A 17,645-nucleotide genomic window follows, 5' to 3' on the forward strand; every position below is an offset into this window, starting at 1 on the left:
TTCCCGTATGCCGTACGATCTCGTACGACATACGGGAATGAGGAGGGTGCTCGATGACAGTTCTGGTTACGGGGGCGACGGGCAGCGTCGGGCGGCTGGTGGTCGACGAGCTGCTCACCGCGGGAGCCTCGGTGCGAGCCCTGACCGTGGACCCCTCGCGCGCTCAGCTGCCTCCGGAGGCCGAAGTGGTCGTCGGGTCGCTGGCGCGGCCCTCGACGCTGCCTCTCGATGGCGTCTCCGCCGTCTACCTGGCGCCGATGGCGCGGACCGTCGGACGGTTCTGCGAACTGGCGACCGACGCGGGCATCAAACGGGTCGTGGCGCTGTCGGGGAGCAGCGTCGGCGACGGGCACGAAGGCTCCAGTGGCAACGAGTACGGCGCGGTCGAGGCGGCCGTCCGCGAGGCGGGGTTCGCCTGGACCTTCCTGCGCCCCGGCGTCTTCATGAACAACACCCTCGACTGGGCGGACATGGTCCGCGCGGGCGAGGTGGCGATGGCCTACGGAGACGCGACGCAGACCCCGATCGACCTCGGCGACATCGCGGCGGTCGCGGCCCGGGTGCTGCTTTCGGAAGGGCACGTCGGGGCCACGTATGTCCTCAGTGGACCGGAGGCGATCAGCCTGCGCGGGCAGGTCGCCACCTTGGAATCGGTGCTGGGCAGGGAAATCCGCTTCCACGAGCTGACCCGCGACGAACAGCGCGCGCGGTGGATCGGGTACGGCGTCCCCGAGCAGGCCGTCGACTGGCTCCTCGACGGCTTCGAAGAAACTTTGCGCCATCCGCAGGTGCCGACCGGTGTGGTCGAGGAGCTGCTGGGCCGCCCCGGGACGACGTACGCCCGGTGGGTCGAGGCGAACCGTGAGGTGTTCGCTTAGACCTCAGTGCGGGTCATCCCGGCCAGCCCGAGCAGCGGGAGCGCGCCCGCGAAGACGACCACCGCCGTCCAGCCGCCGAGGTGGTAGGCGATCGAGCCCGCCTGGGAACCGATCGCGCCGCCGATGAAGAACGTGCCCAGGTAGACGCTGTTGACGCGGGCGCGGGCCGACGGGTCCAGCTGGTAGATCACGTGCTGGCCGGTCACCAGCGTCGCCTGGACCGCCATGTCCACCGCGATCGCCGCGATCGCCAGCAGGACGACGCTGTGCGCGCCGAAGCCGGCGAGCGCGAAGGCCGCCGCGCACAGCACGAACGCGCCCGCGGTGAGCCGCCGGCCGTGGCCGTGGTCGGACCAGCGCCCGGCCAGCGGGGCCACCAGGGCACCGGCCGCGCCCGCCAGCGCGAAGAGCCCGACGCCGAGCTGGGTGTAGTTGAACGGCGGCGCCGTCAGCACGAACGCGATCGTCGTCCAGAAGGCGCTGAACGCCCCGAACATCGCCGACTGGTACAGCGCGCGGTGGCGCAGCGCGGGGTGCTTCTTCGCCATGGCCAGGGTCGAGCGCAACAGCTGTCCGTAGTGGACGTCCGTTTTGGGCGCCCGCGTCGGCAGGATGAACCGCAGGACGACGGCGAGCGCGGCCATCGCGGCCGCCGAGATGAGGAAGACGACGCGCCAGCTGGTCACCTCGGCCAGCAGGCTGGCGACGACGCGCGAGAGCAGGATCCCGAAGAGCAGCCCGCTGACGACGCGCCCGACGATCCGGCCGCGGATGGCGTCGGGGGAGATGTCGGCGGCGAACGGGATGAGGATCTGCACGACGACCGACGCCGCCCCGACGACCAGCGAAGCGATCAGCAGCACGGCGAACCCGGGCGCGACCCCGGTGACGACGAGCCCGGCGCACGCGACCGCGAGCAGCGTCGCGACGAGCCCGCGGTTTTCGAGGCGGTCGCCGAGCGGGACGAGCAGCAGCATCCCGGCGGCGTAGCCGAGCTGGGTGGCGGTGACGACCCCACCGGCGGCGGCCTCGCCGACGCCGAAGGTGTGCCGAAGCTCCGCGAGCAGCGGCTGGGCGTAGTAGAGGTTCGCGACGGTCAGTCCACAGGAGACGGCCAGCAGCAGCACGAGCCACCCGGGCGGGGCCTTTTGCTCGGTCTCGGTCATCGTTACCCCCTGGAACCGGTTTGATCGGTTCCCGACGGTACCAGTCAAACCGGTTCCGGCGTACTGTGACCCGTATGACGGACCGATTCCGCAGTGGCGCGGGCAGGCTGTGCCTCGACTTCGTCCGGACGTTGCGCTATCGAGGCACGCCTTCGGAGTCGGAGGAGCTGCCGGACACCGAGGCGTGGGGAGCGTGGATCGACCAGCTGGGCCCGTTCACGACCCCGGTCCGCCCGGCTTTGGTCGGTGACGCGCAGGCGCTGCGAGAGGCGATTCACGAGCTGCTGACCGGCGAGGTGCGAGAGGCGGTGCGCCGCCGGGTGAACCGCTTCGCGGCGCTGCCGGTGCCTGCGCCTTCACTGACGACTGCGGGTCAAGTCCGTTGGCAGGCGGCGGATCCCGCGGAGGCGATGCTGGCGCTCTTGGCTCGAGACGCGTTGGAGTTGGTGACGTCGCCGGAGTTCGCGCGAGTGCGCCGGTGCGCGGGTCCGCAGTGCGGGGCGTTGTTCCTGGACACGTCGAGACCGGGGACGCGGCGGTGGTGTTCGATGGAGATCTGCGGCAACCAGGCCAAGAAGTCGACTTATCGAGCCAGGGTGCACTGACGTGGAACGGCCCCCTCGGTGAATCCGAGGGGGCCGCGTTCGAAGCCGAGCCTCAGTTGAGCGCCGCGTCCAGTGTGATCGTCGTGCCGGCCAGTGCCTTCGACACCGGGCACGTCTTCTCCGCCGTCTCCGCGTACTCCGCGAACTGCTCCGCCGTCACGCCCTCGATGGACGCCCGCAGTGTGATCGCGATGCCGCTGATCTCGAAGCCGCCCCCGGCGGCCGGGCCCAGGGTCACCTCCGCGCTCACGTCGATCGAGTCCGCGGTGAGCTTCTGGGCCTCCAGCACGCCCGACAGGTTCATCGCCAGGCACGACGAGTGCGCTGCCGCGATGAGTTCCTCGGGGCTCGTCTGGCCGTCCGGGTTGCCCGCGCGGGTCGGGAACGACACGCTGAACGTGCCGGCGTTGGACGAGTCCAGCGTGACCTCGCCCTTCCCGTTCTGCAGTCCGCCGACCCAGTGGGTGGTCGCGTCACGGCTGGGCATCAGGGCCTCCATGTGTGTAGGCGGTGGCCGACGCCGTCAGCCGCCGCAGGGTCGCTATCAGTTCCCGCCGCACGACGTCGTCGAGGCCCAGCGCGCAGCCGATGGCCGAGGGGACGCCCGCGGCGCGCGTGCGCGTCGAACGGCCCTCCTCGGTCAGGCTGACCACCACCGTGCGTTCGTCCTCGGGCAACCGCGCCCGGGTGACGAGCCCGTTGACCTCGAGCCGCTTGAGCAGCGGGGAAAGCGTGCCGTAGTCCAGGTGCAGCGCCTCGCCGATCTCCTTGACCGGCCGGGCGTCGGACTCCCACAGCACCAGCAGCACGAGGTACTGCGGGTAGGTGAGCCCCAGTTCGCCGAGCAGGGGACGGTAGGTGTCCGTCACCGCGCGCGACGCCGCGTACAGCGCGAAGCAGGCTTGCTCGTCCAAGAGGAACTCATCCGGCACGTCCGTAAACCTAGCCCACGATTACATCGTGTGCAAGGTATCCGGAACTGTCGGACCCCTCTGGCAAAGTCCCCGGCATGACCAGACCCGACCGCCCGCAGGTCCCGCTCACCGGCGGCGAGCGCGAAGTCCTGACCGCCCTGCTCGACTACCACCGCGCCACCGTCGCGTGGAAAGCCGGCGGCCTCACCGAAGACCAAGCCCGCGCCGCGCACCTGCCGAGCGAACTGATGACCGTCGCCGGCCTGGTCGCGCACCTCACGCTCGACGAGTGGTTCTGGTTCGGCGTCGTCGTCGACGGCGAGGAGGACACCTGGGAGGAGAAGCTCGAGCAGGACCCGGACGCGGAGTTCCGGGTCCCGCCGGACACCGAGCTCGAAACCCTCCTCGCCGACTACGAGAGGCAATGCGCCCGCAGCCGCGAGATCGTTGCGAAGCACGACTTCGCCGACGAAGTGACCCACAAGGACGAGACCTTCAACGTCCGCTGGGTGCTCACGCACATGATCGAGGAGACCGCGCGGCACGTCGGTCACCTCGACGTGCTGCGCGAGCTCACCGACGGCCTCACCGGGGAGTGACCTTCTTCGGCGGCAACGGGAAGAACCCGCTCGTGCGCTCGACGTAGTGCGCGTACGCCGGGCGCGTGCGCGCCATTCCCTTCTCCAGCATGGGTTTTCCGGTCCCGCGGGCCAGGGTGAACGTCATTGCCACGGGGGAGAGGATCGTGAGCGCGCCCGGCCACGTCGAGCACGCCAGCAGGTAGAGGCCCCACCACACGCACGCGTCGCCGAAGTAGTTCGGGTGGCGCGTGTAGCGCCACAGCCCCGTGTCGAGCACCTTGCCCTTCGAAGCCGGGTCGGCCTTGAACCGGCGCAGCTGGTCGTCGCCGACCGTCTCGAAGGCGAAGCCGACCGCCCACACCGCCACCCCGATCCAGCCCAGGACGCCGATCCCCGTGCCGTCGACCGCGAACTGCACCGGAAGGGAAACGAAGTACAGCACCACCGCCTGGAACAGGTAGATCCGCACGAACATCTTGAGCGGCCCGTAGCCCATCCGCGCGTACCGCGGGTCCTCCGGCAGCTTGTGGTTGCGCAGGTGCAGGTGCACCGACAGCCGCACGCCCCAGACGACCGTCAGGAGCACCACCACGAGCCGCAGGTACAGCGGCCCGTCGCCGAACGGGAACGCCGCCACCGCGACGATCGCGAACCCGAGCCCCCAGAACGTGTCGATCGTGTCGTAGCGCTTGCGCGCCCGCGCGATCCCGAAGGTCACGACCACCGCCACGAGCGTGACGGCGGCCGTGACGAGCAGCTGCGGCATCAGCACCACTCCCGCGTCGCGGGCATCCCGGACCGGCCGTGCTCGTCGGGCCGCACGGAAAGGATCTGGTCCACGCCCATCCGGTTCTCCTCGAACGCCAGTGCCCCGCCCACCAGGTACAGCCGCCAGACCCGCGCGCCGGTCTCGCCGATCAGCGCGACGACGTCGGCCCAGTTCTCCTCCAGGGTGTCGGCCCAGGCGCGGACCGTCCAGACGTAGTGCTCGCGCATCGCGTGCACGTCCCGCACCTCCAAGCCGGCTGCTTCCAGGTGGTCGACGGTGCGGCCCACCGGCCGCATCGTCATGTCGGGGGCGATGTACCGCTCGATGAACGCGCCGCCGCCGGGGGCGACGTTCCCGCGGGACATCTGCTGGATCAGCACGCGCCCGCCGGGTTTCACCATGCGGTGCAGCGTCGCGGCGTACGTCGGGTAGTTGATCTCGCCGACGTGCTCGCCCATCTCGATGGACGCGACCGCGTCGAACGGCGCGTCCGGCAGCTCGCGGTAGTCCTGGCGGCGCACCTCGACGCGGTCCTCGAGGTCGTGCTGGGCGAGCCGGGCGCGGATGTGCTGCAGCTGCTCGGCCGACAGCGTGATGCCGACGGCGTGCACGCCGTGGTGCTTGGCCGCGTGGACCAGGAGCGAACCCCAGCCGCAGCCGATGTCCAGCAGCCGCATGCCCGGCCGCAGGCCCAGCTTGCGGCAGATCATCTCCAGCTTGTCGTGCTGGGCCTGTTCGAGGCTCTGGGACTCCGAGGTGAAGTACGCACTCGAGTAGGCCATCGACTCGTCCATGAGCAGCTGGTAGAAGGCGTTGCCCAGGTCGTAGTGGTGCGCGATCGCGGACTTGTCCCGCCGCAGGCTGTGCAGCTTGCCCGACAGCCGGGCCTCCTCGGCGGGCGGCTTCGGCGGCGGCCCGACGACACCGAGCGCGGCGGCGAGCCGGACGGCTCCGGCCCATTCGCGCGGGCCGAGTTTCGCCCGCTTCAGCTCCCCCGTGCGGGTGAGGGACCAGATGCGGCGGAAGCCGTCCGTCAGGTCCCCCTCGACATCGAGGTCGCCGGTGACGTAGGCGCGGGCGAGCCCCAGCTCGCCGGGCGCGTAGAGGAGACGGCGGAGGGCACGGCGGTTGCGCAGCACCACCGTGGGCGCGTCCACTGGGCCGGCGCGGGTTCCGTCCCAGGTCCGCAGGCCGACGGGGAGCTGCCCGCCGAGGAGCTTTTCGGCGAACGAGGCGAGGCGGTGCGCGGTGCTGTTCGGCATGTCCGGGATTCGCTCTCCGCGGCGGCGTGGATTGGTCGCCGCGCGCGCCAATCCGGGCGGCCCGCGGTCCCGAAGGACCGGTGTGGAGATCACGGGAGAACGCATCGCCGTCATCGGCAGCGGGGTGGCCGGGCTGACGGCGGCATACCTGCTGCAACGCAAGTACGAGGTGCTGCTCTTCGAGGCGGACGACCGCCTCGGCGGGCACGCGCACACGCACGACGTGCCGAGCTCGCACGGCGGCACGATCGGCGTGGACTCCGGCTTCATCGTCCACAACGAGCGCACCTACCCGACGCTGCTGCGGCTGTTCGGCGAGCTCGGGGTGCGCACGCGCGACACCGAGATGTCGATGAGCATCCGGTGCGACGGCTGCGGCCTGCAGTACGCCGGCGCGAAGGGGCTGGCCGGCCTGTTCGCCCAGCGCGGCAACCTCGCCCGGCCCCGCTACCTGCGGATGCTCACCGAGGTGAAGCGGTTCCACCGGCACGCGAAGCGGCTGCTGGCGGAGAAGGACGCCGGCGACGTCACGCTCGGCGCGTTCCTCGCCATCGGCGGCTACACCCGCTACTTCGTCGACCACTTCATGCTGCCGCTGGTGTCGACGGTCTGGTCGGCCGACCGCAGCGACACCCTCCGCTACCCGGCGCGGTACCTGTTCGAGTTCCTGCGCAACCACGGCATGCTGAGCGTCAAGAACTCGCCGGCCTGGCGGACCGTCGTCGGCGGGTCCCGCGAATACGTCGAACGCGCGGCCAAGCAGCTCACCGCCGTCCACCTGTCGACGCCGGTGCGCTCGGTGCTGCGGACCGCGGGCGGCGTCGAGATCCGCGACGACGCCGACACGCCGCACCGGGTCGACAGGGTCGTCGTCGCCACGCACGCCGACCAGGCCCTGTCCCTGCTGGGCAACCCGACCGACGCCGAGCGCGAGGTGCTCGGCGCGTTCCGCTACTCGGCCAACGAAGCCTGGCTGCACACCGACACGAGCGTCCTGCCTTCGCTGGCCGACGCGCGCGCGGGCTGGAACTACCGCGCGCCCGTCTGCGGCGCGCCGACCGGGGCGGTCCAGGTCAGCTACGACATGAACCGCCTGATGCGCCTCGACGAGCCGACCGGGTACGTCGTCACGCTCAACCCCGGCGACGGTCCCGAAAAGGAGCACCTCGTCGCGCGGATGGAGTACGAACACCCCGTCTACACGCCGGAATCCGTTGCGGCGCAACGACGGCTGCCCGAGCTCAACGACGGCGTGCTCGCCTACGCCGGTGCCTACCACGGCTGGGGCTTCCACGAAGACGGCTGCTCTTCGGGGGCCCGCGCCGCCGAAAGCCTGGGAGCCGTGTGGTGACGAACGCGCTCTACGACGCCACGGTCGCGCACGTGCGGCGGATCGACCCGCCGCACGCCTTCGCGCACCGCGTGTACCTGTGGCTGGTCGACCTCGACGCGCCGCCGCGGCTGCCCTGGTGGTCGCGGCCGTTCGCCCGGTTCGACCGCCGGGACCACTTCATGGCCGGCGACCCGCGCGGGATCCGGGAAAAGCTGGACTCGTGGCTGGCCGAACGCGGGGTCGACCTGCGCGGCGGCAAGGTCGTCATGCTCGCCGCCGCGCGCGTGCTCGGGTACGTGTTCAACCCGATCAGCGTCTACTGGTGCCACGACGCGCAAGGCCGCCTCGAGTGCGTCGTCGCCGAGGTGCACAACACCTACGGCGGCCGGCACGCCTACCTGCTGCGCCCCGACGAAGCCGGGCTCGCCCGCGCGGCCAAGGAGTTCTACGTCTCGCCGTTCCAGGAGATGGACGGCGAGTACCGGATGCGCCTGCCCTGCCCGGAAGCGTTGCTCGACCTCACCGTCGCGTTGCGCCGCGGGACCTCGACGCCGTTGGTCGCTACGCTGCGGGGAGTTCGCCGCCCGGTGAACCCGCGGTGGCTGGCCCGGCTCGTCCTGGCCCGGCCGCTGCTCCCGCAGCGGGTGTCCGCGCTGATCCGCCGCCACGGCGTCGCGTTGTGGCTGCGCAAGGCCGCGGTCGTGCCGCGCACCCCGCAGACCGCCGGAGGACAGCTCCATGGATGAGCAGGCCCGCCAGCGTTCCCTGGCGCCCGTGCCCGAAGCGGCCCCGGCCGGTCCGACCGCGGAGGAGCTGATGGTGCGCGTCGCGAAGGGCGACGAGCGCGCCTTCGAGCTGCTCTACGACCAGCTCGCCGGGCCGATCTTCGGGCTCGTCCGGCGGATCGTGCGCGACGCGGCGCAGTCCGAAGAGGTCGCGCAAGAGGTCCTCGTCGAGCTGTGGCGCACCGCGACGCGGTACGCCCCCGACAAGGGCTCGGCGCTGAACTGGGCGATGACCCTGGCACACCGCCGCGCGGTCGACCGCGTCCGCTCGGCGCGCGCCAGCACCGAGCGCGAGCAGAAGGCGACCTTCGAAGCCGCCCGCGGCCGCCCGTTCGACGAGGTCGCCGAGTCCGTCACCGCGCGGCTCGAACGCTCCCAGGTGCGCCGGTGCCTGTCCTTCCTGACCGATCTGCAGCGCGAGTCCGTGCTGCTCGCCTACTACCAGGGCTATACGTATCGCGAGGTGGCCGAAGTGCTGTCGACGCCGCAGGGAACCATCAAGACGCGGCTGCGGGACGGGCTGATCCGCCTGCGGGACTGCCTGGGGGTGACCGCTTGAGCACGCCCGAAATGCACACCCTGGCCGGCGCCTTCGCCCTCGACGCGGTCAACGACGTCGAGCGCGCGGAATTCGCCCGCCACCTCGAGCAGTGCGACTCCTGCGCGCAGGAGGTCGCCGAGCTGCGCGCGACCGCGGCCCGGCTCGGCGCGGCGATGGCCGAGGACCCGCCGCCGGAGTTCAAGGAGCGCGTCCTGGCGGCCATGCACGCCACCCGCCAGCTGCCGCCGCGGACGCGGCCCGGCGCGCACGAGCGGTCCCGCCGCTCGGCGCGGGCGCCGCGCTGGGCGGTCGTCGTGGCGGCCGCGGCCGCCGTCGTCGGGCTCGCCGCGGGCGGCGTCTTCGGCGGCATCGCGCTGACCCAGCAGCAGGAGCTGCAGTCCGCGCAGACCCGGCTCGACCAGGCCCGCGACCGCTACGAGCCGGTGGCGGCGCTGCTCGCCGCGCCGGACGCGAAGACCGCGCACGGCGAGGCACCCGGCGGCGGCGGGGTGACGGTCATCCTGTCGAAGTCGCTGGACCGCGTGATGGTGATGGACGCCGGGCTGCCGGCGCAGCCGGGCGGGAAGGTCTACGAGGCCTGGCTGATCACCGGGACCTCCGCGCCGCGCTCGGCCGGGGTGATCGCCCCTTCCGCCGACGGCGGCCTGGTCGTGGCCCAGGGGATCGGCAACGCCGACCACCTCGCGGTGAGCGTCGAACAGGCCGGCGGATCACCCAGCGGGGCGCCCACCGACGTGCTCATGAGCATGCCCGCGCCGGCCTGACCGGACCGCCATAGCAGATCGGGCCGGGGCCGTGTTCGCGACTCCTCGCTCTTGCGCGCTCGAACGTGTTGTGGCAAAACACCTTTGCGACACACGGCGTGCCTACTGGATTAGAGCCTGCCTGGTGCCTACCGTCCTGCCTAACGTCGGCGGTTGACATAACTCTCGATCTGGGGTTGAGGTCGAGAGTTCGGATCTTCGGCCGGCGGGCTGTACGGGCACAACGATCAGGAAGGCGGACTTCGATGACGCCCCCGCACAACTACCTTGCGGTGATCAAGGTGGTCGGCATCGGCGGTGGCGGCGTGAACGCCGTGAACCGCATGATCGAGGTCGGCCTCAAGGGTGTCGAGTTCATCGCGGTGAACACCGACGCACAGGCACTGCTCATGTCCGACGCCGACGTCAAGCTCGACATCGGCCGTGAACTGACCCGCGGCCTCGGCGCGGGCGCCGCCCCCGAGGTCGGCCAGAAGGCCGCCGAAGACCACCGCGAAGAGATCGAAGAGGTCATCAAGGGCGCCGACATGGTGTTCGTGACCGCCGGTGAAGGCGGCGGCACGGGTACCGGTGGCGCCCCGGTCGTGGCGCAGATCGCCCGCAAGCTGGGCGCGCTGACCATCGGCGTCGTGACGCGCCCGTTCACCTTCGAGGGCAAGCGCCGCGGCAAGCAGGCCGAGGACGGCATCCAGCAGCTGCGCAACGAGTGCGACACGCTGATCGTGATCCCGAACGACCGGCTGCTGCAGCTCGGCGACATCGGCGTGTCGCTGATGGACGCGTTCCGCTCCGCGGACGAGGTGCTGCTGTCCGGTGTCCAGGGCATCACCGACCTGATCACCACCCCGGGCCTGATCAACCTCGACTTCGCCGACGTCAAGAGCGTCATGTCCGGCGCGGGCTCCGCGCTGATGGGCATCGGCTCGGCGCGCGGCGAGGGCCGGGCCATCCAGGCGGCGGAGAAGGCGATCAACTCGCCGCTGCTGGAGGCGTCGATGGACGGCGCCCACGGCGCGCTGCTGTCCATCGCCGGCGGCTCCGACCTGGGCCTGTTCGAGATCAACGAGGCCGCGTCGCTGGTGCAGGAGTCCGCGCACCCGGACGCCAACATCATCTTCGGCACGATCATCGACGACTCCCTCGGCGACGAGGTCCGCGTCACGGTGATCGCGGCCGGGTTCGACGCGGGCGCGCCGACCCACAAGAAGCTCGACCCGCCGGCCTTCGGCTCGCGGTCGTCGTCGAACACCGCGTCCGCCTCGGCCGGGCAGGTCTCGAACCCGCCGACCCCGCCGTCGGGCGCCACCCCGGTGCCGTCGGCCGGCAGCTCCGGCTACCCGGTCGCGCCGCCGCGGTCGCACTCGCCGCTGCCCTCGGCCACCGGGAACCCGCCGTCGGGCGGGCTCCCGCAGCCGGGCGGCGGCTCGCGGGGCTACTCGCCGCTCGGCTCCAACGCCACGCAGGGCAGCCTGCCGGGCCGCGCGATGCCGGTGCACGACGACCCGTCCGACGACGAGGTCGACGTCCCGCCGTTCATGCGGCGCTAGCCACCACGCTGAAGGCCATCGCCCGCTGACTAGAGTCGGTGGGCGGTGGCCTTCATCCACGTTCGGGAGGATTCGTGCGGGTTCGGCGAGTGGTCACGACCAGGGCGGGCGGCGCGTCACGGCCGCCGTACGACACGTTCAACCTGGGGGACCACGTCGGCGACGACGAGGGGAACGTCTACGCCAACCGCAAGCGGCTCGCGGCCGAGCTGGGCCTGGCCGAGGACAAGCTCGCCTGGATGGAACAGGTCCACGGCCGCACGGCGACCATTGTGGACGGCTCGGAGACCCGGGCCGCCGAGGCGACCGACGCCCTGGTGACGGCGACCCCGGGCGTGGCGCTCGTGGTGCTGGTCGCCGACTGCGTCCCGATCCTCCTGGCCGACGCCGAGGCCGGGGTGGTCTCGGCGGTGCACGCCGGCCGCGTCGGCGCGCGTGTCGGAGTCATCCCGGCGGCGGTCAAGGCCATGCAGGAGGCCGGTGCCGAGGTGGGCCGCATCGAGGCGTTGCTGGGGCCGGCCATCTGCGGCGACTGCTACGAAGTCCCGGCCGACATGGCCGCCGACGTCGAGAAGCACGTCCCGGGCAGCGCCTGCAAGACCCGCAAGGGCACGCCCGGCCTCGACCTGCGCGCCGGGCTCTGGCGGCAGCTGGCCGACCTCGGCGTCGGCAAGATCGGCGTCGACCCGCGGTGCACGAACGAGGACAAGACGCTCTTCAGCTACCGCCGCGACGGCACCACCGGCCGGATCGCCGGCATCACCTGGATCGAGGCATGAGCACCGACCGGAAGGCCGAGCTGGCCGCGAACCTGGCCGAGGTCGAGGAGCGGATCGCCGCCGCCTGCCGGGCCGCCGGCCGCGCTCGCGACGAGGTCAAGCTGATCGCGATCACCAAGACGTTCCCCGCGTCCGACGCCGCGCTCCTGACCGACCTCGGGGTGGCCGACCTCGGCGAGAACCGCGACCAGGAGGCCGGCCCGAAGGCGGCCGAAGTCGCCGAGCTGCGGCCGGACGCTGCGCCGCGGTGGCACATGGTCGGGCGTCTGCAGCGCAACAAGGCACGGTCCGTGGTCGGGTGGGCACACGAAGTGCAGTCCCTCGATTCGGCCCGGCTCGCCGACGCGCTCGCGAAGGCCGTACGTGCGGCTCGGGACGCCCAGATACGTGACGAACCCCTCGACGTGCTGATCCAGGCGAGCCTCGACGACGACCCGGAACGCGGCGGCTGCCCGCTGGACGAGCTCGGCGCGCTCGCCGAGCGCGTCACTCACACGGGTGAACTGCGGCTTCGCGGCCTGATGGCCGTCGCCCCCCTCGGCGCCGACCCCGCGGCCGCCTTCGAACGGCTCGCTCGCGCGGGTGAGGGCCTCCGCAAAGATCACCCGAATGCCGCAGACGTGTCCGCCGGGATGAGCCATGATCTCGAGCAGGCGATCACGCACGGCTCGACCTGTGTGCGTGTCGGAACCGCGTTGCTCGGTGGACGCGGTTTAGCCTCGCCGTAGGGAGCTCGCGCGGTCGTCACGTTTAGTGGTCGCCCGTGCGGGGCACTGACGGCGTGGAAACAGTCAGTGCGGGAGCGGCTAGGGCTAGGGAGAGGCATGAGCGCGCTGCAGAAGCTGAAGGCCTACTTCGGGATGGTGCCCGCGGACGACGACGGCTACGACGACGGGGACGACTACCGGCGCGGTTACGACGACGACTACGACTCCTACGAGGAGCCGGCGCCGCGGACGTCCCGCTCACGGTACCGCGACGTCGACGACACGTACGACGAGCCCGTCAGCCGCAGCCGGTCACGCTCCGTTGCCACTGCCGAGCCCACCGTCCACGGCGCGCTCGCGGTCGACCGGCAGCCGGAACCCGTGGCGCGCCTGCGCCCGGTCACCGAGCCCGTCCGGCCGCCGCTGCGTGATCCGCTCAGCCGGATCACGACGCTGCACCCGACGAGCTACGTCGAGGCGCGGGCGATCGGCGAGCACTACCGCGAGGGCATCCCGGTGATCATCAACCTCACCGAGATGGAGAACGCGGACGCCAAGCGGCTCGTCGACTTCGCCGCCGGGCTGGCGTTCGCGCTCCGCGGGTCGATGGACAAGGTCACCAACAAGGTGTTCCTTCTCTCACCGCCCGATGTGGACGTGACGGCGGAGGACCGTCGGCGGATTGCCGAGGGCGGATTATTCTTGCGCGGCTGAAGTCGCGCTTACCGCTGAGCGCAAGCAGACGTGATTTTGTCGACCCGATGCCGCGTCGACCCCCTCAACTGCGTCTTCTGCGAGGACGCCCGGTTAGAGTAGGTACGTGGAAGCTGTGTGGCTGGTCGTCTGGTACGTGCTGTTCGCCTTCTGGCTGCTGCTGACGGCGCGGATCGTGATCGAACTCGTCCGGACCTTCGCGCGTGAGTGGCATCCGGCCGGGGGGGTTGCGGTGACGCTCGAGACCATCTACACAGTGACGGACCCGCCGGTTCGTCTGTTCAGACGAATCATTCCGATGGTTCGAATCGGCGGCGTCGGACTGGACTTGTCGATTATGGTGCTGCTGTTGGTTGTGTTCTTCGCGATGCAACTGGCGACTCCAAGTTGATCGGGGAGACTTGGGTGGACCCTGCAGGCCATGGAGTGCGTGAGGTGATCTGATGTCGTTGACCCCCGCTGACGTGCATAACGTCGCGTTCAGCAAGCCGCCCATCGGCAAGAGGGGCTACAACGAGGACGAGGTGGACGCGTTCCTCGACCTGGTGGAGACCGAGCTGGCCCGCTTGATCGAGGACAACAACGAGCTGCGCCAGCAGATGGAGCAGCTCGACGCCGAGCTCGAATCGACTCGTTCCGAGCTCGAGAACGCCAAGGCGAACGTCGGCGCGCCCCCGATGCGCGAAGAGCCGTCCCGGCGCCTCGCGCCGGTGCCGCCGCCGCAGTCCGCCATGGAGCAGACCCAGGCGCACTCGATGGTCGGCGACAGCGCCGAGCCGAACGTGCAGGCCGCCAAGGTCCTTGGCCTGGCCCAGGAGATGGCCGACCGGCTGACCGCCGAGGCGAAGACCGAGTCCGACGGGATGCTGGCCGAGGCCCGCACCAAGTCCGAGCAGCTGCTCTCGGACGCCCGGGCGAAGTCCGACTCGATGGTGAACGAGGCGCGCACGCGCGTCGACACGATGCTGAACGACGCGCGGACCCGGGCCGAGACGCTGGAGCGCCAGGCGCGCGACAAGGCGACGACGCTGGAGCGCGAGTCGCAGCGGAAGTACACCGAGACGATGAACAGCCTCAACGCCGAGAAGGGCGGGCTGGGCAAGAAGATCGAAGAGCTGCGCACGATCGAGCGGGAGTACCGCACGCGGTTGCGCGGGTTCCTCGAGTCCCAGCTGCGCGAGCTCGACGACCGCGGCTCCGCGGCCCCGGCGTCGGCCTCCTCGGGCTCCGGCCAGTCGTCCGGTTCGTCCAGCGGCGGCCAGGGCTACTCGTTCGGCCCGCGGGCCGAAGCCGGCTGAGTTTCGTCCCGTGCCCGCCCCGCCGACCCGGTCGGCGGGGCGGGCCACGGTTCGGAGTCGATCCGGTACCGCACGTGGGCGGGTCGGCGGACGATCTTGCCCTGTTCGTGCTGTAATTCAGCGTGCTTTACATCGTGCTGGTACTGGTACTGGCGGCTCTGGGGTTGCTCGTCACCGCGCTCATCACCGCGTCTTCGCTGTGGGCGTGGGTTTCCATCGGCCTCTCGGTGCTGGCGGGGCTGATCCTCGTCGCCGACTGGCTGCGCCGCCGTCGCCGGTCCGCGGCTCCGGCTCAGGCTGCTGCCGAGCCCGAGGTAGAGGCCGAGCAGGCGCCCGCCGACGAACCCGAACCGGCCCCGGCCGTCGAGAAGCCGGCCGAGGAAGAGCAGACCGTCCTCATCCCGGCGGCCGGTGACCTGGGCGGCCCCGCCGACACGCCCGAGCCGGAACCGGCCGCGGCCGTCGAGAAGCCGGCCGAAGCCGATGGCGAGACCGGCGCCGAAGGCGAGCCGGGCGAAGAAGAGACACCGGCGGCCGACCTCGCCGTGCTGGCCGACCTCGAGGACGAGGTCGTCGTGGTCGACGAACACCCGCGCTACCACCTGAGAACCTGCATCTGGCTGGGCAGCCGCGACACGATCCCGATCGGCGTCGGCGAAGCCCGCCAGCTCGGCTTCACCCCGTGCGACCGCTGCAGCCCCGACGCGACGTTGGTGGCCGCGCACCGCTAGGCGGCGAGACCGGCCAGGCCGAGGTGGGTCTCCAGGGCCCGCACCCCTTCCGGCGTCAGCCGCAACGCGCGGTGGGCCTGCCCGCGCCGGCGCACCCAGCCCGCGGCCACGAACCGCGTCGCGACCGCCGCGCCCAGCGCGCCCGCCAGGTGGTGGCGCTGCTCGCTCCAGTCCAGGCAGAACTTCAGCAGCGGACGCCGTCCCGCCGCGACCGCGTCCAGGTCGACGCCCAGTTCGCCGAACACCGCCCGCGCGGCCGGACCCAGCGTGTACGGGTGTTCGCGCAGCGGAGCCGAAATCCGGTCACCCGGCCGCCGTCGCGTGTCCGGAGCGCCGGACAGCGCGCCCCGCTCGAGCAACGCCGACGTCACCGCCACCCCGAGCCGGCCCGCCAGGTGGTCATAGCACGTCCGGGCCGTCCGCAACGCCTCCGCTCGCGTCCCTTCGCGCAGCGAAGACACCGGTTGCGCCGGCGAGAACCGGGCCAGCGTCTCCAGCAGCTCCGCGGTGCCCGGCCCGGCCAGCCGGTAGAACCGGTGCCGCCCCGACTTCTCCGCGACGACCAGTCCCGCGTCCCGCAGCTTGGCCAGGTGCGCGCTGACGCCTTGCGCGGACAGCCGCGCCTCGGCCGCCAGCACGGACGCCGCCAGCGCCCGGCCGTCGGCCAGCGCGAGCAGCACGCGGACCCGCGCCGGGTCCGCGAACAGCGCCGCGGTGCGGGCGATGTCGGCGTCGCCTTCCATGACTCCAGGATGCCCCCGGCACACTTCCACCGCGACGGAAGCGTCCGCGCGGTCCACTGGGGACATGCTCCTGTTCACCATGTGCGCCGGGATGTTCCTGGTGCAGCTGGACGTCACGGTCGTCAACGTCGCCCTGCCCAGTATCGGCGCGGACCTGGACGGCGGCCTCGCCGCGCTGCAGTGGGTGGTCGACGGCTACGCGGTCGTCCTGGCCGCCCTGCTGCTCACCGGCGGCGCCCTCGGTGACGTCTTCGGGCACCGCCGGGTGGTCGTCGCGGGCTTCGCGCTGTTCGGCGCGGCATCGGCCGCGTGCGGGCTCGCCGGGTCGGCACCGTGGCTCGTCGCCGCGCGAGCCGGTCAGGGCCTGGGTGCCGCGCTGCTGCTGCCGGGCACGCTGGCCGTGATCACGAACGCCCACCCCGGACGCGCCGAGCGCGCGCGAGCCCTCGGCATCTGGGCCGGGGTGTCGGCGCTGGCCCTGGCGGCGGGCCCGGTCCTCGGCGGGGCGATCGTCGCCGCGGCGGGCTGGCGGCCGGTGTTCTGGCTCAACGTCCCGATCGTGCTGGCGGCCGCCGTCGCGACCCGCCGGCTCCTGCCGCGCGGCGACCGCGGGCCGGGCCGGATCGACTTCGCCGGCATCGCGACGGCCGCGCCCGCGCTCGGCGCCGGGGTCTACGCGGTCATCGACGAAAGTGTGCTCGCCGGGGTGTTCGCGGTCGTCCTGCTGGCGGCGTTCCTGGTCGTCGAACACCAGTCGGCGCACCCGATGCTGCCACTGGACGTCGCCCGGCGAACGGCGGCGGCGAACTTCGTCGCGGCGGCGATGAACTTCGTCGGCATCGGCACGATCCTCGTGCTCACGCTGTACCTGCAGGGTGTGCGGCACGCGAGCCCGCTGCAAGCCGGCCTCGAAGTCCTGCCGCTGTTCGGCCCGCTCGCGCTCCTGGCCCCCGTCGCGGGCCGGCTCACCGGCCGTTTCGGACCCCGCCCGCTCATGGTGACCGGCTTGGCCCTGGGCGCGCTCGGAATGCTGAACCTCCTGCGGCTCAACGAAAACAGCGGGTACCCGGCCCTGCTGCCGACCCTGCTCGACCTCGGCGTCGGGATGGGCCTGCTGACGACGGCGGTCGTGACCGCCGCGCTCACCGGGATCCCGGCCGGGCGTGCGGGCGTCGCCAGTGGCATCAACAACACGGCCCGCCAAGCCGGTGGTGCGTTCGGGGTGGCCGTGCTGGGCGCGGGTGGGCCGCACCGGGCCGGCCTGATCGCCGCGGTGCTGTGGCTGGCCGCGATCGGCGTGACGCTGGCCTGGGTACGTGCCCCTCGTGACAACCCGGTTGCGCGGGCCGGTTAACCTGGTACCAGCAAGGCGTCGATCCGGCCATCACCGGGGAGCCTCCGGAAGAACCGAGCGCCACGCTCTCAGTAGAACCGGACGGGTGCGGCCCGTGACAGCCGTCAACGAAGCGGCCTGTGAGAGCAGGCAAGCGGGGTGGTACCGCGGTGC

Annotated in this window: 21 protein-coding genes; 15 read left to right on the plus strand and 6 right to left on the minus strand. The window is 71.8% G+C overall.

Annotation, left to right across the window (positions count from 1 at the left end):
* The first annotated feature begins 53 nt into the window (after nucleotides 1–53).
* Nucleotides 54–878, plus strand: a complete 825-nt coding sequence (locus tag ACERZO_RS24000) for an NAD(P)H-binding protein (protein ID WP_372666961.1) — start codon at nucleotides 54–56, stop codon at nucleotides 876–878.
* On the opposite strand, the gene ACERZO_RS24005 is transcribed toward ACERZO_RS24000, so the two are convergent.
* Entirely contained in the window at nucleotides 875–2,044 is a 1,170-nt protein-coding gene (locus tag ACERZO_RS24005; protein WP_372666962.1) for an MFS transporter, read from the minus strand. The genes ACERZO_RS24000 and ACERZO_RS24005 overlap by 4 nt on opposite strands.
* A 74-nt stretch (nucleotides 2,045–2,118) precedes the next feature.
* Between ACERZO_RS24005 and ACERZO_RS24010 the strand changes: the two genes are divergently transcribed.
* Nucleotides 2,119–2,649, plus strand: coding sequence for a CGNR zinc finger domain-containing protein (locus ACERZO_RS24010; RefSeq protein ID WP_372666963.1), 531 nt, complete (start codon nucleotides 2,119–2,121; stop codon nucleotides 2,647–2,649).
* A gap of 52 nt (nucleotides 2,650–2,701) precedes the next feature.
* On the opposite strand, the gene ACERZO_RS24015 is transcribed toward ACERZO_RS24010, so the two are convergent.
* On the minus strand, nucleotides 2,702–3,136 hold the full coding sequence (locus tag ACERZO_RS24015) for an OsmC family peroxiredoxin (RefSeq protein WP_247024743.1): 435 nt from the start codon (nucleotides 3,134–3,136) through the stop codon (nucleotides 2,702–2,704).
* Complete coding sequence (locus ACERZO_RS24020; protein ID WP_372666964.1) at nucleotides 3,123–3,581, minus strand: MarR family winged helix-turn-helix transcriptional regulator; 459 nt, start codon at nucleotides 3,579–3,581, stop codon at nucleotides 3,123–3,125. The genes ACERZO_RS24015 and ACERZO_RS24020 overlap by 14 nt, the downstream gene beginning before the upstream one ends.
* 77 nt (nucleotides 3,582–3,658) lie before the next feature.
* On the opposite strand from ACERZO_RS24020, the gene ACERZO_RS24025 reads away from it, so the two are divergent.
* Nucleotides 3,659–4,162 (plus strand): DinB family protein, encoded by a 504-nt coding sequence (locus ACERZO_RS24025; RefSeq protein ID WP_372666965.1) that lies wholly within the window; start codon nucleotides 3,659–3,661, stop codon nucleotides 4,160–4,162.
* Here the strand turns inward: ACERZO_RS24025 and ACERZO_RS24030 are convergent.
* Nucleotides 4,149–4,910, minus strand: a complete 762-nt coding sequence (locus ACERZO_RS24030; RefSeq protein ID WP_372666966.1) for a DUF1295 domain-containing protein — start codon at nucleotides 4,908–4,910, stop codon at nucleotides 4,149–4,151. The two genes, ACERZO_RS24025 and ACERZO_RS24030, sit on opposite strands and share 14 nt — an antisense overlap.
* Nucleotides 4,910–6,175 carry a class I SAM-dependent methyltransferase gene (locus tag ACERZO_RS24035; protein WP_372666967.1) on the minus strand — a complete coding sequence of 422 codons (1,266 nt, stop codon included), beginning with the start codon at nucleotides 6,173–6,175 and terminating at the stop codon, nucleotides 4,910–4,912. The genes ACERZO_RS24030 and ACERZO_RS24035 overlap by 1 nt, the downstream gene beginning before the upstream one ends.
* An 82-nt stretch (nucleotides 6,176–6,257) precedes the next feature.
* On the opposite strand from ACERZO_RS24035, the gene ACERZO_RS24040 reads away from it, so the two are divergent.
* The 11 genes from ACERZO_RS24040 to ACERZO_RS24090 all read left to right on the plus strand — a co-directional run bounded on the left by ACERZO_RS24040 (nucleotide 6,258) and on the right by ACERZO_RS24090 (nucleotide 15,395).
* Entirely contained in the window at nucleotides 6,258–7,526 is a 1,269-nt protein-coding gene (locus ACERZO_RS24040) for an NAD(P)/FAD-dependent oxidoreductase (protein WP_372666968.1), read from the plus strand.
* The gene (locus tag ACERZO_RS24045; RefSeq protein WP_372666969.1) at nucleotides 7,520–8,254 is read left to right on the plus strand and encodes a DUF1365 domain-containing protein; all 735 of its coding nucleotides are present in this window, start codon (nucleotides 7,520–7,522) and stop codon (nucleotides 8,252–8,254) included. The genes ACERZO_RS24040 and ACERZO_RS24045 overlap by 7 nt, the downstream gene beginning before the upstream one ends.
* Nucleotides 8,247–8,852 (plus strand): ECF RNA polymerase sigma factor SigK, encoded by a 606-nt coding sequence (sigK, locus tag ACERZO_RS24050; RefSeq protein ID WP_372666970.1) that lies wholly within the window; start codon nucleotides 8,247–8,249, stop codon nucleotides 8,850–8,852. The genes ACERZO_RS24045 and sigK overlap by 8 nt, the downstream gene beginning before the upstream one ends.
* Nucleotides 8,849–9,619: an anti-sigma factor gene (locus tag ACERZO_RS24055; protein ID WP_444843228.1), complete on the plus strand. Its 771-nt coding sequence runs from the start codon at nucleotides 8,849–8,851 to the stop codon at nucleotides 9,617–9,619. Before sigK ends, ACERZO_RS24055 begins: the two co-directional genes overlap by 4 nt.
* 245 nt (nucleotides 9,620–9,864) lie before the next feature.
* On the plus strand, nucleotides 9,865–11,166 hold the full coding sequence (ftsZ, locus tag ACERZO_RS24060) for a cell division protein FtsZ (RefSeq protein ID WP_372666971.1): 1,302 nt from the start codon (nucleotides 9,865–9,867) through the stop codon (nucleotides 11,164–11,166).
* 74 nt (nucleotides 11,167–11,240) lie between these two features.
* Nucleotides 11,241–11,945 carry a peptidoglycan editing factor PgeF gene (gene pgeF / locus ACERZO_RS24065; RefSeq protein WP_372666972.1) on the plus strand — a complete coding sequence of 235 codons (705 nt, stop codon included), beginning with the start codon at nucleotides 11,241–11,243 and terminating at the stop codon, nucleotides 11,943–11,945.
* Nucleotides 11,942–12,673, plus strand: coding sequence for a YggS family pyridoxal phosphate-dependent enzyme (locus ACERZO_RS24070; RefSeq protein WP_372666973.1), 732 nt, complete (start codon nucleotides 11,942–11,944; stop codon nucleotides 12,671–12,673). Before pgeF ends, ACERZO_RS24070 begins: the two co-directional genes overlap by 4 nt.
* Before the next feature lie 96 nt (nucleotides 12,674–12,769).
* Nucleotides 12,770–13,366, plus strand: a complete 597-nt coding sequence (locus tag ACERZO_RS24075; protein WP_372666974.1) for a cell division protein SepF — start codon at nucleotides 12,770–12,772, stop codon at nucleotides 13,364–13,366.
* 115 nt (nucleotides 13,367–13,481) lie between these two features.
* Complete coding sequence (locus ACERZO_RS24080; RefSeq protein ID WP_072477845.1) at nucleotides 13,482–13,757, plus strand: YggT family protein; 276 nt, start codon at nucleotides 13,482–13,484, stop codon at nucleotides 13,755–13,757.
* A gap of 52 nt (nucleotides 13,758–13,809) precedes the next feature.
* Nucleotides 13,810–14,664, plus strand: a complete 855-nt coding sequence (gene wag31 / locus ACERZO_RS24085; RefSeq protein WP_372666975.1) for a DivIVA-like cell division protein Wag31 — start codon at nucleotides 13,810–13,812, stop codon at nucleotides 14,662–14,664.
* Nucleotides 14,665–14,786: 122 nt separating this feature from the next.
* Entirely contained in the window at nucleotides 14,787–15,395 is a 609-nt protein-coding gene (locus tag ACERZO_RS24090) for a hypothetical protein (RefSeq protein WP_372666976.1), read from the plus strand.
* On the opposite strand, the gene ACERZO_RS24095 is transcribed toward ACERZO_RS24090, so the two are convergent.
* On the minus strand, nucleotides 15,392–16,138 hold the full coding sequence (locus ACERZO_RS24095; RefSeq protein WP_372666977.1) for an ArsR/SmtB family transcription factor: 747 nt from the start codon (nucleotides 16,136–16,138) through the stop codon (nucleotides 15,392–15,394). The genes ACERZO_RS24090 and ACERZO_RS24095 overlap by 4 nt on opposite strands.
* A gap of 64 nt (nucleotides 16,139–16,202) precedes the next feature.
* On the opposite strand from ACERZO_RS24095, the gene ACERZO_RS24100 reads away from it, so the two are divergent.
* The gene (locus tag ACERZO_RS24100; RefSeq protein ID WP_372666978.1) at nucleotides 16,203–17,492 is read left to right on the plus strand and encodes an MFS transporter; all 1,290 of its coding nucleotides are present in this window, start codon (nucleotides 16,203–16,205) and stop codon (nucleotides 17,490–17,492) included.
* The last annotated feature ends 153 nt before the right edge of the window (nucleotides 17,493–17,645 follow it).

It is taken from the genome of Amycolatopsis kentuckyensis, from assembly GCF_041679295.1.
Classification (GTDB): Bacteria; Actinomycetota; Actinomycetes; order Mycobacteriales; family Pseudonocardiaceae; genus Amycolatopsis; species Amycolatopsis kentuckyensis_A.

Excerpts from the sequence above, each read along its gene's own strand:
- ACERZO_RS24030 (WP_372666966.1), bottom strand. The coding sequence starts at position 4,910 with ATGCCGCAGCTGCTCGTCACGGCCGCCGTCACGCTCGTGGCGGTGGTC.
- wag31 (WP_372666975.1), top strand. The coding sequence starts at position 13,810 with ATGTCGTTGACCCCCGCTGACGTGCATAACGTCGCGTTCAGCAAGCCG.
- ACERZO_RS24070 (WP_372666973.1), top strand. The coding sequence starts at position 11,942 with ATGAGCACCGACCGGAAGGCCGAGCTGGCCGCGAACCTGGCCGAGGTC.
- ACERZO_RS24000 (WP_372666961.1), top strand. The coding sequence starts at position 54 with ATGACAGTTCTGGTTACGGGGGCGACGGGCAGCGTCGGGCGGCTGGTG.
- ACERZO_RS24025 (WP_372666965.1), top strand. The coding sequence starts at position 3,659 with ATGACCAGACCCGACCGCCCGCAGGTCCCGCTCACCGGCGGCGAGCGC.
- ACERZO_RS24075 (WP_372666974.1), top strand. The coding sequence starts at position 12,770 with ATGAGCGCGCTGCAGAAGCTGAAGGCCTACTTCGGGATGGTGCCCGCG.
- ACERZO_RS24100 (WP_372666978.1), top strand. The coding sequence starts at position 16,203 with ATGCTCCTGTTCACCATGTGCGCCGGGATGTTCCTGGTGCAGCTGGAC.
- sigK (WP_372666970.1), top strand. The coding sequence starts at position 8,247 with ATGGATGAGCAGGCCCGCCAGCGTTCCCTGGCGCCCGTGCCCGAAGCG.
- ACERZO_RS24035 (WP_372666967.1), bottom strand. The coding sequence starts at position 6,175 with ATGCCGAACAGCACCGCGCACCGCCTCGCCTCGTTCGCCGAAAAGCTC.
- ACERZO_RS24015 (WP_247024743.1), bottom strand. The coding sequence starts at position 3,136 with ATGCCCAGCCGTGACGCGACCACCCACTGGGTCGGCGGACTGCAGAAC.
- ACERZO_RS24010 (WP_372666963.1), top strand. The coding sequence starts at position 2,119 with ATGACGGACCGATTCCGCAGTGGCGCGGGCAGGCTGTGCCTCGACTTC.
- ACERZO_RS24005 (WP_372666962.1), bottom strand. The coding sequence starts at position 2,044 with ATGACCGAGACCGAGCAAAAGGCCCCGCCCGGGTGGCTCGTGCTGCTG.
- ftsZ (WP_372666971.1), top strand. The coding sequence starts at position 9,865 with ATGACGCCCCCGCACAACTACCTTGCGGTGATCAAGGTGGTCGGCATC.
- ACERZO_RS24095 (WP_372666977.1), bottom strand. The coding sequence starts at position 16,138 with ATGGAAGGCGACGCCGACATCGCCCGCACCGCGGCGCTGTTCGCGGAC.